Annotated in this window: 12 protein-coding genes; 2 read left to right on the top strand and 10 right to left on the bottom strand. The window is 43.6% G+C overall.

What is annotated here, in order from left to right; genetic code table 11:
- Positions 1-44 precede the first annotated feature (44 nt).
- The 8 genes from recR to FM038_RS08925 all read right to left on the bottom strand — a co-directional run bounded on the left by recR (position 45) and on the right by FM038_RS08925 (position 7,877).
- Positions 45-644 carry a recombination mediator RecR gene (gene recR, locus FM038_RS08965; RefSeq protein WP_142870388.1) on the bottom strand — a complete coding sequence of 200 codons (600 nt, stop codon included), beginning with the start codon at positions 642-644 and terminating at the stop codon, positions 45-47.
- A gap of 19 nt (positions 645-663) precedes the next feature.
- Positions 664-993, bottom strand: a complete 330-nt coding sequence (locus tag FM038_RS08960; RefSeq protein WP_142870387.1) for a YbaB/EbfC family nucleoid-associated protein — start codon at positions 991-993, stop codon at positions 664-666.
- A gap of 90 nt (positions 994-1,083) precedes the next feature.
- Positions 1,084-3,774 (bottom strand): DNA polymerase III subunit gamma/tau, encoded by a 2,691-nt coding sequence (dnaX, locus tag FM038_RS08955; RefSeq protein WP_142870386.1) that lies wholly within the window; start codon positions 3,772-3,774, stop codon positions 1,084-1,086.
- 257 nt (positions 3,775-4,031) lie between these two features.
- Positions 4,032-4,583: an adenine phosphoribosyltransferase gene (apt, locus tag FM038_RS08945; protein WP_142870385.1), complete on the bottom strand. Its 552-nt coding sequence runs from the start codon at positions 4,581-4,583 to the stop codon at positions 4,032-4,034.
- A 206-nt stretch (positions 4,584-4,789) separates the two neighbouring features.
- A complete protein-coding gene (locus FM038_RS08940) occupies positions 4,790-5,158 on the bottom strand; it encodes a YbaN family protein (protein ID WP_142870384.1) in 369 nt (122 codons plus the stop codon).
- Positions 5,159-5,641: 483 nt separating this feature from the next.
- Positions 5,642-6,388 (bottom strand): HvfC family RiPP maturation protein, encoded by a 747-nt coding sequence (locus FM038_RS08935; protein WP_142870382.1) that lies wholly within the window; start codon positions 6,386-6,388, stop codon positions 5,642-5,644.
- Positions 6,388-7,224 carry an HvfB family MNIO-type RiPP peptide maturase gene (locus FM038_RS08930; protein WP_142870381.1) on the bottom strand — a complete coding sequence of 279 codons (837 nt, stop codon included), beginning with the start codon at positions 7,222-7,224 and terminating at the stop codon, positions 6,388-6,390. The genes FM038_RS08935 and FM038_RS08930 overlap by 1 nt, the downstream gene beginning before the upstream one ends.
- A gap of 158 nt (positions 7,225-7,382) precedes the next feature.
- Positions 7,383-7,877: an HvfA family oxazolone/thioamide-modified RiPP metallophore gene (locus FM038_RS08925; RefSeq protein ID WP_142870380.1), complete on the bottom strand. Its 495-nt coding sequence runs from the start codon at positions 7,875-7,877 to the stop codon at positions 7,383-7,385.
- 455 nt (positions 7,878-8,332) lie between these two features.
- Here FM038_RS08925 and dusC point away from each other — a divergent pair, with 455 nt between their 5' ends.
- Both dusC and FM038_RS08915 read left to right on the top strand, forming a co-directional pair.
- Entirely contained in the window at positions 8,333-9,265 is a 933-nt protein-coding gene (dusC, locus tag FM038_RS08920; RefSeq protein ID WP_142870379.1) for a tRNA dihydrouridine(16) synthase DusC, read from the top strand.
- A 208-nt stretch (positions 9,266-9,473) separates the two neighbouring features.
- Positions 9,474-9,830, top strand: coding sequence for a TraR/DksA C4-type zinc finger protein (locus tag FM038_RS08915; RefSeq protein WP_142870378.1), 357 nt, complete (start codon positions 9,474-9,476; stop codon positions 9,828-9,830).
- A 75-nt stretch (positions 9,831-9,905) separates the two neighbouring features.
- On the opposite strand, the gene sohB is transcribed toward FM038_RS08915, so the two are convergent.
- Both sohB and FM038_RS08905 read right to left on the bottom strand, forming a co-directional pair.
- Positions 9,906-10,937: a protease SohB gene (gene sohB, locus FM038_RS08910; protein ID WP_195873232.1), complete on the bottom strand. Its 1,032-nt coding sequence runs from the start codon at positions 10,935-10,937 to the stop codon at positions 9,906-9,908.
- Between the two features lie 130 nt (positions 10,938-11,067).
- The gene (locus FM038_RS08905) at positions 11,068-13,548 is read right to left on the bottom strand and encodes a VolA/Pla-1 family phospholipase (RefSeq protein ID WP_142870377.1); all 2,481 of its coding nucleotides are present in this window, start codon (positions 13,546-13,548) and stop codon (positions 11,068-11,070) included.
- Positions 13,549-13,719: the final 171 nt, after the last annotated feature.

The following is a 13,719-nucleotide window of genomic DNA, read 5'->3' as shown; positions in this document are numbered from 1 at the left end:
ATTCAGGCTTTAAATAAGTAAAACCCAAATAAGCAAAATCACATTTACAATGGCAGGCGTCCGTTAAATGACAAGGCTAATGTCGTGCTATCGACATACTCAAGCTCACCACCGACAGGCACACCGTGTGCGATTCGACTCACCACAACCTCATGAGTTTTAGCCATATCAGCAATAAAATGGGCCGTTGCATCCCCTTCTACCGTCGGGTTAGTCGCTAAGATTAACTCAGAGACTTCGCCCGAAGCCAAATGCTCTTCCAATAATGCTAAACCTAGCTCCTCCGGTCCGACACCATCAAGAGGAGATAAATGGCCTAGAAGAACGAAATAACGTCCAAAGAAATGACCTCCAGCTTCAATAGCCAGTACATCGGCTGGTGTCTCTACGACACAGATAACCTGAGACTGCCCACGCTTATTGCTTGCACAAATCGGGCAATGGACCTCTTCGGTGAATGTACGACATGAATGACAATGTCCCACATCGCTCATGGCCTTAGACAGAGCTTGCCCCAGCGACTGGCCCGCTTTTCTATCTCGCTCTAATAACTGAAACGCCATACGCTGAGCGGATTTAGGGCCGACGCCAGGTAAACACTTCAGCGCTTGGATCAACTCATCAACCAGGGGACTAAATTTCATTATCTAGTAATACTCTAAATTAGAACGGCATCTTCATGCCTGGTGGTAACTGCATACCGCCAGTCACTTCAGCCATTCTCTCTTTTTGGGTCTCTTCAACTCGGCGTGCGGCATCATTACATGCTGCAGCGATTAGATCTTCTAGCATCTCTTTCTCATCTTCTAACAGGCTTGGATCGATATCCACTTTACGCACACTGTGAGAACCTGTCATGGTTACTTTTACAAGACCAGCACCAGATTCACCGGTGACTTCCATACGCGCGATCTCTTCTTGCGCCTTGGCCATTTTATCTTGCATCTGCTGGGCCTGCTTCATCAGGTTACCCATACCGCCTTTTCCAAACATATCTATTTCTCTTCAATTAAGGGTCGAATAAAGTTGGCTCATCTTACTTAAAAAACGCTGATAATCAATCAAAGCCGTACAAAGTTATGACTAAGATAACGACTTAAAGTTCGTCTTATCAATGAGCTCAATGGTATTTCCTTTTAAACTCAACAGCTCAGGAGCATAACTTAAGCTATCGGCTGCTAACTCTGCGCCCATTTGGTTCATCAACCATTGGATATTGCTATCCGATATTAACCCTTGATGAGCCTGCGCTTGTATCTCACGGTGAAAACGTTGACGAATTTCAAGAGGTGTTTCTCTCTGTTTATCTACACCCACCGTAATATTAACCTTATTGTCACTCTCCAGTGCGCGGGAAAGTGCTTCTTCTAACTGTACAATTGCCACTTCAGCAGCTAAATGCTTCTGGTTAGGTTTCAGCAATAAATTCAGAGGATCAGTAAATTCATGACAGACAGAATTAACCGCTAACTGACGCACTCGGCCACCGACATCGATGGCCGACATCAATCGATACCATTTGAGATCGACCTCATTGCCCGTCACCTCGCCTTCCCCAAGAGGAGGCAACACCTCGTACGGCTCAACTTGCATGTCACTTGGTGGAATAACTTGTGGCACTTGCATAATTGCTGATGAGTCACTCATTTGAGTAGGCTCATCAGTCACAGTGCTCTGCTTGGATGCATGTTCGGAAACATGCTCAGAAACATGCTCGGAATCAAGAGTGCTCTGCTCAGATACTAGGCTCTCAACAGGCTCTTCCCAAGGAGGCCTATCCTCTATCTCGTTGCTGTCTGTACGACTATTGTCACGGCCTCTTTGTTGACTGTTCCCTGCAGCAATATTCGTTTCAACAGCGTCTGCTGACATACCTGCAGCATCAGTGGAAAGGCCGTCATCACCTTGCGTCATAGGCGTTCGTTTAGGAGCGACAAACTCCTTACGCCCCGCTTCAGGCTTTTTTCCAGCACTCTCCTCAGGCTGATTAGCCAAGTCAGTTAAGAGTGAATCACGAGCTGCAAGTACCGCATCTAAAATATCATCTTCAACAGGTAAGCTTGCTGCCCCACTTACTGACTCGCTTACTTGAACCTGCATTTCAGCCCCTGAAATCATTGGAGCTTCAGCCTCAAGCGCATTAATCACAGGCGCTTCAGAGGCGGGTAAACTATCAAAGGGCAAATAGTCGTCAACGACTGGGTCTTCATCTTGCGCAGAACCATATTGAGCATCATAAGCAGCATCCTGAGCCAATTGTTCACAATCGATGCTTTCAGTACTAACCTGCTCAGTCTTAGCTTCTGCTTGAACCGGTAATTCTTGATTGTCTGGTAACTCTCGTTCAGGAGTTAGCAGTGTTCCTGAGTCTGGCGAGTGTGACTCACTCACCAAACTTTGCTCCATGCCTTGGCTCGAAGCTTGACTTACAATGAGAGCTTGTTCGCTATTAAGCGCCAACAAATCATCGCTGCCATCATCTGCTTCATCTGCTTCATCTGCTTCATCTGCTTGAACTTGTTCTGACAGCTGGGGCAGCGCCTTAGTTTGCTGAACTTTAGCTTGCTGAACCTTAGCTTGCTGAACCTTAGCTTGCTGAACCTTGGCTGGATGGTCTTGGCTCTGTGGAGCGGCAACGATTTCAGGCAATGACACTTTGGCAGGCTTATCAACCACCCAACGCGTCACAGGCACTTCAGGGACAAATGAAACGGCTCTTAATAGTGCCATTTCGAGACCCGATTTAGGATCTGGTGCATGAGGCAGATCTTTCCTGCCCGCCAATAACAGTTGATAATAAAGCTGCACTTGCTCCGGGCTCAATTGCTCGGCAAAGGCTTTAATCTGCTCGCTGTATATTGAAAGCTGCGCTGCGGCTGGTGCAAACTGACTTAGAGTAATTTGATGTAAGAGCTCAAGCAGACTTCTCAGCACTTCTTCAGGATCGGCGCCAAAAGACAAAATTTGTTCTATCACATGCATCAAGCTTTCAATTTCACCTTGGACTAAGGTATTGAATAGACGGATAACATGTTGATCATCAATACTGCCTAGCATGGTTTGAACTTGCTGTAATAAAACCTGACCAGCACCATATGCAATGGCTTGGTCAGTTAAGCTCAAGCCGTCACGCATGCTGCCATTGGCTGCTTTAGCTAATAGCGTTAAGGCTGCGTTTTCAAAGCTGAGTTTTTCTTGAGTCAGTATATGAGACAGCTGTGCAGTGATTTCATCTTGCGTCAGACTTTTAAGATTAAATTGCAGACAACGTGACAATACCGTAACAGGCAAACGCTGTGGGTCGGTAGTCGCAAGTAAAAACTTCACATGCTCAGGCGGTTCTTCTAGCGTCTTTAATAAGGCATTAAAACTGCTGCGAGACAGCATATGCACTTCATCAATGAGGTATACCTTATAACGGCCACGACTTGGACGATACTGCACATTATCGAGTAACTCTCGGGTATCATCGACTTTTGTTCTAGATGCAGCATCGACTTCAATAAGATCGATAAATCGGCCTTCGGCAATTTCGACACAACTTGAGCATTGACCACAGGGTGACGCAGTCACGCCTTGTTCACAATTTAACCCCTTGGCAAAAAGTCGAGCTAAACTTGTTTTTCCGACACCTCGGGTCCCAGAAAAAAGATAGGCATGATGTAATCTTTGTTGAGAAAGCGCGTTGGTTAAAGCATGTAAAACATGAGACTGACCAACCATTTGCTCAAAGGTGGCAGGGCGCCATTTTCTGGCCAACACCTGATATGACATGGAACTCCCCAAAGTGTCATTTAAAATTTCGGGAGCACGCTCCTCAGTAATCTGCACAATAACATGTCATGTTAAAAGGTGCTACAGAGGAGCATTTTTACGGCTGATTATTCGCCTTCAAACACACAAAGTTTAACCAATTCAAGATCCATTGCTTCCAATTTCTTCTCGCCACTAAAGATCTAGTTGCGAAATGACAAACGCTGCATGGTTTACTCGATGGTTTACTCAGTGAGTAGCAAATTTACCCGTTGACCTTATTCGCCTTCAAACACACAAAGTTTAACCAATTCAAGATCCATTGCTTCCAATTTCTTCTCGCCACCGAGATCTGGTAGTGAAATAACAAACGCTGCATGGTTTACTGCGCCGCCGAGACGACGAATAAGCTTTACGGTCGCTTCAATCGTGCCACCAGTTGCAAGCAGGTCATCAACCACTAGCACTTTATCATCAGCTGTAATGGCATCGGTGTGGATCTCAAGTACATCTTGTCCATACTCAAGATCATAACTTTCTGAAATCGTTGCGCGTGGTAACTTGCCCGGCTTACGTACAGGCACAAAGCCGACGCCCAATTCTAATGCTAACGGCGCTCCGAACAGAAAGCCACGGGCTTCAGTACCAACAATTTTGGTGAACCCTTGTGCTTTGTACTCTTCAACCAATAAGTCGATAGTGGCTTTATAAGCTACAGGGGTTTCAAGCAAGCTTGTCACGTCTCTGAAGAGTATCCCTGCTTTAGGGTAATCTGGAATGGTTTTTATGCTCTGTTTTATCAAGGCTAAGCTGTCGTTATTCATGGGCAATCATCTTTTGGTTTCGCTGGAATTGAATCACCAGCCTAAAAATTTTCGGCTAAAGCTTATGTCTCTTTCCCCTCAGTTGCAACAATCAGAGCGATCTATACAACAAGAAATGGGGGATCGAGTCACATTTCAACCATTTTTTGTATATCAAAGACATTGAGTTCGATGTTAAAAGGAATATTTAAATTATGTTTGAATGAGGCGTGTCAATCTTCAAGTTCTGGAATACGCCATAAGTAAAACCCTAAGCCAATGGCACAGCAGACTAACATGACTTTAACCCATAAAAGCGGTACGACAGCAATGCTCACGCCAAAGCTTAACCCACTGACAACATAAGCTTTTTTCTTTAACCCTTTACGGATCCCTCTATTTTTATCCCAATCATTCAAGGCTTCAGAAAACCAAGGGTGCGTCATCAACCAATGATGCAACCGGTCACTAGAACGGGCAAAGCAAAATGCAGCAAGCAAGATAAAAGGAACTGTAGGTAGTATAGGAAGCGGGATCCCCAATAAACCTAATGCCAAACTGCATAGACCACAGACTAAATAAAAACCACGTTTTAGTGCCATAACACCCTTACTGAACCAATTAAATAGAAATAGACACAAAGCAATATTCTTCCCTTGACCTACATGGACGTAGGGAATGTCCAACTGATGTCAGGAACATCATGGACCCGTGGCCTCTTTAAGAAATATTGCATAAGTGTTCCAGACACAAAAAACCACTCATAGAGAGTGGTTAGTCTACCCAATCAAATCACAGGTATCTAGCTTCCTTTGATACAAGAACGACCGATTAAATAAGCCCAGCAATTTTCAACCAAGATAAGGTTGCTGGCAGCGTTGGGATCATCAAGACTAGGATGAAACCAATGAAATAGATGATATTAAACGGATCTTTAAACGGCTGACTCATAACTTCCTCACTCAATTTTATTGATCTAGATCAATTTTTGGCGACATTATAGAGAGATGTTCTCTATTTAGGAAGCGACTATTTACCATAAATTTACTTTTGGCTGTAATGACCAAACATGAGACAAAGGCTAATCAAAGAGGTTTATAGTGTTTTATCACTCCTTTAGCCCCTAATTCAGCTAACATTTGGCAACAGCCTTGAATCAAATCATTTTCATCCATCTGAGGGTAAGTCTGTTTAAGCCAGTTAAATAGCTCATCAAAATAGACACTTTCATGCTGTGAGATAAAACCTAATACTTGGGCAGTTAAGGGATTTAACTGTAAAAAAATCACTTCATCTTCTGTATCGCGATATAAGCAAAAGAGTTGTGGGCTTTGAGCGGGTTCATCAGGTTGATACTCTTCCGATATTCTTTGTACATCATAACTGTACTGCAAGACTCTAGCCGTATCGGATAAACAGAGTCCCGCTTGTTTTATATCAAGCCCTAAAGGCTGATGGTCGAAATTGTCTTTGGCGACAGCGACCACTAATTCCATATATTCATAATGAGCAAGTTCAATAATAAACTTGGGCTCACCTTGCTTAAATTCGTACTCTGTTTGCAGGAAAACAACAAACTCTTGTGCGATTTCAATAAATATCGGTGTTTCACAGTCATGGTTCAAAAAAAAGTTTTGCACTAAGGCTAGCCAGTCATCTTCAGCATAAAGGCTTTTTAGCACCGGGAATGCACTGGTCACAAAACCATTAATATTATTAAAAAATAGATCCCGATATATTTTCATCCGCCGCGCTTCTGTTCCCTGTGGAAGAGGCCGAGACGGCTGTTTAATATAATCAATAAACGATTGTTGAATCACATCAAAATTCATTATGCACTCCTGGATAATCGAGTCTGATTGAGATGTTGGTATTGATGAATTTTGTCAATTTCTTGAAGCAGAACCTGAGTTTCGGGAATATTAAAATCTCTTTCTAACAAGGTCGAATGCACACCGTGCACCTCATAACACGTCTTTAGTAAATCCCACACGGGTGAGACAATATCCGCACCATGAGTATCGACAATAATATCTTCAGCTTCTTCATAATGCCCCGCAATATGAAGATAAGCGACTCGTTCCGTAGGCATAGCTCTTAAAAATGCATTAGCATCATATTGATGATTTATTGAATTGACATAGATGTTATTAACATCGAGTAACAGCTTACAGTCCGCTTCACTGAGCACCGCATTAACAAACTCCAACTCAGTCATCTCAGCACCTGGAGCGGCATAAAATGAAACGTTCTCGAGGATCAGTGGTCGCTCAATAATATCTTCGACTAGTTTAATTCGCTGAGCAACATGCTTAACCGCTTCTTGAGTAAATGGAATGGGCATCAGGTCATACATGTGACCCGATCCAGAACAATAGCTTAAATGCTCGGAATAAAGCTCAATATTGTGCTCATCCAGAAAGGTTTTCACATTTTTGACAAACTCAACGTCTAATGGCGAAGGCCCACCAATGGACAAAGATAACCCATGGCAAAAAAAAGGCCTCTGCTCAGTAAGTTGACTAAACTGTCGTCCATACTTTCCCCCTAAGGTCATCCAATTTTCCGGCGCAACCTCAAAGAAATCGATAGCATCCGGGACTGAAGTGCAAAACTCATCCAACATTTCACGCCTTAGCCCTAAGCCAACTCTGGCTTGATGTGTCATATCCACTCCCCAATCTTTTCTACTTCACTCGGCCATTGCAGATTGTTCACCGCCAAGATAAAAATACCTATTACCTGTATAAATACAATTAAGGCCAGTATATACCGGCCTTAATTAATCATCATTGTTAGGCTCAGCCTAAATAATAATGTCAGCTATTACATGTCGCCGCCACACTTACCTTCTTTGCCTTTCTTCATGTCGCCGCCACATTTACCCTCTTTAGCCTTCTTCATGTCGCCGCCACATTTACCCTCTTTGGCCTTCTTCATGTCGCCGCCACATTTGCCTTCACCACACTTGCCCTCTTTACCTTTCTTCATGTCACCGCCACACTTGCCTTCTGAGGCTTTCTTCATGTCGCCGCCACACTTACCTTCACCGCATTTGCCCTCTTTACCCTTCTTCATGTCACCGCCACATTTGCCTTCTGAGGCTTTCTTCATGTCGCCGCCACACTTACCTTCGCCACATTTACCTTCTTTGCCCTTCTTCATATCGCCACCACACTTGCCTTCTCCGTCGACAAGTTGATAACCAGCTTCCATCTGGCTAAAGCCAAATGGATTCGCTTGCACTTCAGCAGCAAAAGCAGAACCGATAACAACAGTACCTAACGCAGCAGCTAAAGCAGTCTTTTTAACTAAATTCATAATGTATTCCTTTCAAATCAATAAAGTAGTTTAGGTTACCAACCAAACTGCATATCAGCTGGCTTGCATAAGTAGACCTGACCTAGCGCAAACTTATTTCATTTTTTTTACCAACATCACATTTATGACCCATAAAGTGACAAATCGCAACTAATCTCATTTGAAATAAAAGATAAAATTCAAATATAAAGGCTCTGAAACTAGGTTTGAATGATTGTCATATACTAGTTTTGAATTAGTCCTCATCATGAGTTAAAATGCTGCCCGCCTAGAGGTAGCGGGTAATTTAAGTACTGAATGGTGTTCCAACAACCCTATTCCTGTACAGACTCAGAACTGAATTTTGGTTTGAAGCAGACGTCGGCTAAACAATCACTTTGATTTAAAGCTCTTAGCCCTACTAGATTAGACTCAAAATAGCTAACTACACTTTTAACACTGACAAGAGCGAAAATATGCGTGTAATACTTGCCCCTATGGAAGGCGTCGCCGATGCGCCGATGCGAGCACTATTAACCGGTGTTGGCGGCTACGATCTGGTGATCAGTGAATTTATTCGTGTGGTTGATCAGCTCTTGCCTGAAAAAGTATTTTATCGTCTATGTGCTGAGCTAGCGAATGAGAGTAAAACGCTGTCTGGCACTCCGGTACGATTACAACTTTTAGGTCAGCATCCTCAATGGATGGCTGAAAATGCGATAAGAGCGATTGAACTTGGCTCCCTTGGCGTTGATTTAAACTTTGGCTGTCCGGCACCTATGGTAAATCGTAGTAATGGGGGTGCGGCAATGCTCAAACAGCCTGAAACCATTTACAAAGTGGTGAAAGCTGTGCGCGAAGCTGTAGATGAAAAATTCCCCGTATCGGCAAAAATCCGTTTAGGATGGGATGATAAGAGTCGCTGTGTTGAGATTGCTCAGGCTATTGAAGCCGCAGGTGCGACTGAGTTGACCGTGCATGCAAGAACCAAGGAAGAAGGCTATAAGCCCCCTGCACATTGGCTGTATATCCAAAAGATAAAATCGTCAGTTGCAATGCCTGTGATCGCAAATGGTGAGGTGTGGAGCCGAGAAGATTACCTTAAATGTCAACAAGTCAGTCAATGTGATGATGTGATGATAGGTCGTGGTGCCTTAGCCGTTCCCAACTTAGCCCATGTGATCAAAGGCGATCAAGCTAAAATGCCATGGGCCAAAGTGTTACAGCTACTTTTACAATATTCTGAATATGAAATAGTCAGTGAAAAAGAGAAATATTATCCAGCTCGAATTAAGCAATGGCTCAAATTTATTGCCAAGCAATACAGTCAAGCTGATGAACTTTTTGTTCAAGTCAGGGTATTAAAGAAAACGCCAGATATCCTCACCTTGCTCAAAGCTCAAGTTTAATCCACTAACATGAATCTAAAGTATGCTGAAATCAGCAAGAATCACCTTGCTGGTCGTACCTCCATTAAAAAATAGACAAAACTTCCTGATCCCAGTGACATCCTGCTGATTTAAACATTAAATATGACTCAGTTTTTGATCTTAGTCATAGCGGTATCTCTGCATCGGTTTAGACTAAATAGCTAAATTAATAAAGAGGTCTTTTCTCGTGAGTCACCCGCAAATTAGACATGAATTGTCAAAAATAGAAACTAATCTAAGGATAGAGATTGGTCAGCTTGCGGAACGTAAGCAGATCGGCATTGACTCGCAAGGCACTAATCTTTGTGAGCTCATTGCTCTGCTCACTAATGCCGCCCTAAGTGACCATCCTCTTTTTAGTCAACTAACCAAACTTGATGCCGCATTTTGTCAACTCGATATTGGTCTTTATGGGCTTTGCTCGGATTGCGAAAGCGAAATTGAACCAGAGCGTTTAATTTTAGATCCTGTGGAACAGAGATGCGCCCTATGTGCCGAAAGTTATGCTCACGAACATAGGCATGAACTGAGATTAACCCACTAGTCATATTTTCTACAGTCAATAAAAAGCCTGCATTTAGCAGGCTTTTTTAATGTTTGCAGTTCATTGTGCACAAAATCAGCCTAGCGGTTGATTCTTCTCTGCAAGCTTATTGAAGATACCATTGAATGACAGCGAAGCTGCATGCGCAATTTTATCAGCAAACTTTTTCTTGAGCTGATAACGCACTTTAATGACAGTTTTCTCTTTCGCTAGCTTCATAATCACATCATCGCTGGTCGAAATTTCATCGACTAAACCTAACTCGATCGCTTGCTGTCCATACCAATGTTCACCAGTAGCCACCTTCTCAAGATCTAACTCTGGACGATATTTAGCAATAAACTCTTTGAACAACACATGGGTTTCTTCAAGCTCTTTTTGAAACTTCTCACGACCTTCATCGGTGTTTTCACCAAACAAGGTTAACGTACGTTTAAAGTCACCTGCCGTATGCTGCTCATAATCGATATCGTGCTTTTTAAGCAATTTATGAAAATTAGGAATTTGGGCTACAACACCTATAGATCCCACAATTGCAAACGGTGCGGCATAAACTTTGTTCGCCACACAGGCCATCATATACCCCCCACTGGCAGCCACTTTATCAACACAAATAGTCAGTGGGATATCAGCCTGACGTAGCCTATCGAGCTGACTTGAAGCGAGTCCATAACCATGGACCATACCGCCACCACTCTCAACGTTGACGATGACTTCATCACCCTTTTCAGCAATAGCAATAATCGCGCTGATCTCTTCACGAAGTGACGCCACCTCAGCTGCATCGATACTGCCTTTAAAGTCGACCACAAATACCTTAGGCTCTAGGATATCTTCCGTCTGCTCTTTTTCAGCTTTCTCTTTTGCTTTCTCATCAGCTTTCAACTGTTTTTCATAAGCTTTGAACTGTTTCTTACTGAGTAGCTCTTCTTTGAGATCATGCTTTAGGTTTTGAAGCTCTTCAGATAAGTTAGTTAACCTCAACTCACCTTTCTCACCTTTTTGCTTTACAGCAGAGGCAAGTACTAGAATAACAACAGCGATAATCGACAACACTATGGTAATTGCTTTAGCAAAAAATAGTCCATACTCGTACAAAAATTCCAAAGTCTACTCCGGCTTAATTTTATCTTTAATGCAAATTGGCGTTATTCTATCAGTCATTGACCTAATAACAAATAAGCCAATAAAAAACCCAGCAAATGCTGGGTTTCAAGAGTTAATCTTTAATTAAGTGTTAGCCTGCTGGAACGGCACAAGGCTGAATAATATCGGTATTCTCAACCAAGATAGTCGCCGAACCTTTTCCTGCAGTAAGCGCGAATGCTGCAACTTGCTGCTGCATCTCTACCGTTGATGCCGTTCCTGCTGGATCAGTCAGTGAGCTATGATGCCCTTCTGTAAATCTAACCGCACCAGAACTTGCCGTTGTTGTCTCAATACACTCTAATCCTAAAGCTGCAATGAGCGGTTCTGTACCTGATGTAGGGAAGCCTTCAACACTGTTAGGCAGTACCTGATCGGGCTTGTTTTCATCTGTTCCATCACCAACAACTTCAATCAAGTGCACTGGAAGACCCGTCGCTTTTAGCATAGCGCCATGGTTAACAGGATCTGCACTATCAATCGCAGTTTGTACGGCAAACGCAAACGTTGGAATAAACTCAGCATAAACTGCAGCAACTAAAGCGGCATACTCATCAGAGCCTGGCTCATATCCTGCGGTATTAGCCTCATCGACAAGCGCTTGGAATGAATCACTGGCTAAAATGCTTTCTTCAAGCATAGGCGCGAACGTTGGCGAGCCAACGAAAGCCCCAGCTAAACCACCAGCTGGTGCGACTAACGATGAAGCATTTAGCGCATAGACATTCGGCAATGCTGTTCCTGTTGCAGGATGCGTTAAGCCTGTGCTCGCATAAGCTGAAAAGTTAGTATTAACAATCCCGCCAAGACTGATCCCTTGTGAGCTTATCTTGCCTATATCAAAAATCTGAGGAAGCTCCATCTGAGCTAACTGCATTGATAAGCCTGTCAGTGCTAGACGAACACCTAAGTGATCGACCACGCTCTGGCGGAAGTTATCACGGGTTGATAGCGTACTTGCGATGTTTATAAAGGCTAAAGGATTACCATTAACGAATGCCTCTGGCGTGCCAACAGCATAACCAAACTCAGGTGCTGATGCCGATATTTCATAGACACCATCACCATTTGCATCGAAAGAGCGTGCACCATGCAGAGGATGATCAATTGCAACCGTTGCTATACCCATAGCAGCATAAGTTCCTGCAAATGTCATAGCAGCTTCTTTACCGCCGCCTAGACCATGTAAGGCAATATTGGTTGGCCAACCTGCTGTCGGAGGAGTAAATGGCAAGCCTTGTTGAGCATTAAAGGCAGCCAGTTTTGCAGCATCGGGCAATGTAATAAAGACGGGGACCTTCTCATAGCCCTTAATTGCTGGAATAGGGTTAAATTTGGTCAAGTGCTTAGCTTTATCGGCCGCTGTGCCATCATCGAGTAACCAGGCTTTACCGGCTAAAAGCGCAGGGTTAGCAATACCAGCTGCTGGATCAATTTCGTATGCCATGGCTTGCATACCATAGTTTTCCTGACTCATGGTGCCAGTTTGCAGTGCTAACAACACTGATACAGGGCTATCACCATATGCTTTCCAGCTGCCATTGATTGTCGGCTGCATGTTTTCATCTAAACAAGCAGATGACGAACAATCACCAAATACTGGAAGTGTAAGCTCAGCGCCATAAACGTTTGCCATATCAGCTAGCGCATAAGCGATTCCATCGGCGGGAGTCAGTCCAGCTGCCATTGCGACGGTATAGCCTAATGGGGTCGGCGCCACAGAGAAAGTAGGCGCATAGGGAGAACCCGGCTCAACCATCAATAGCTTGGTTGTTTCATAAACATCTGCCACTGATTGAGTCGTAAACAGACCCGCATAACTAATGGTCTCAGTATCGACTCCGTGTTCTGCTGCTATGCCTTTTTCGTAGCTATTCACTAAGGTCTGCAACATCAATTGATCAGGGGTCTCAAGTGGGTGAGTGTCAATATCTAGCTTAAGAAGACCATAGGTGCTAGAAGGCGCGATGGGTCGCCCCTCTGAGTCCATAATTAAATTAGTGGTTGTATAAATATATGACTGGCCAGCTTTAAGCGGCTTCAAAGGGACAATGGCGATGGTATTGCCAGAACCTTTGGAAACAAAATCGACACCAAAAGTCAGTTCATCACCCACTTTACACGCAGAAGCCGATGGATTTGCACCGCATTCTGGATCGGAAGATAGAGGACCACCGACAGTCGCTTCAAAAACTCTGACAGCGCCGGGTTGATAAACAGATGCAACATCTAAACTCAATACTGTGCCGTCATGATCAGTCGCTGGGTCAACAGTAATAGAGATTGGCGCAGTTGTAGACCAACCATCGAGAGCACCAAGTGCCATAGAAGGATCGCTATAATCACTGCTTCCATCTAGCGCTTCGCCTGGGATGTGAATAGTACCATCCAGAGTGCCACTAAATAGCAAATCATTGGGCAAAGGAACTGCACCATTGGCTGGATCGAACACCATATGAGACTCAGGGATCAGAGGCTCAACCTTATCTTTTAGCTCATCAACACTATCTTCACTACAGGCTGTAAGTCCTAGCGCAGAGGCAATCGCAACACCCAAAAAGAGTCTTTTCATCTTTGTTCCCCAAATCTTGTTGTAATAATTTTTGTTTTCCCCAAAAAATTTGGTCACAATAGGCAATACCGTGTGACCAAATAGGACTTTTTTAAGCCCTTACCTAAGCTCAAGTTAACGTAAAAATATATACTTAGCTACATTTTTGTCACACAAGGCCAGTGATCATAC

Origin of the sequence: Shewanella eurypsychrophilus, from assembly GCF_007004545.3 — a bacterium.
GTDB lineage: Bacteria > Pseudomonadota > Gammaproteobacteria > Enterobacterales > Shewanellaceae > Shewanella > Shewanella eurypsychrophilus.
Note: the sequence above shows the minus strand (reverse complement) of the source record. Positions and strands in the feature narration are given on the sequence as shown.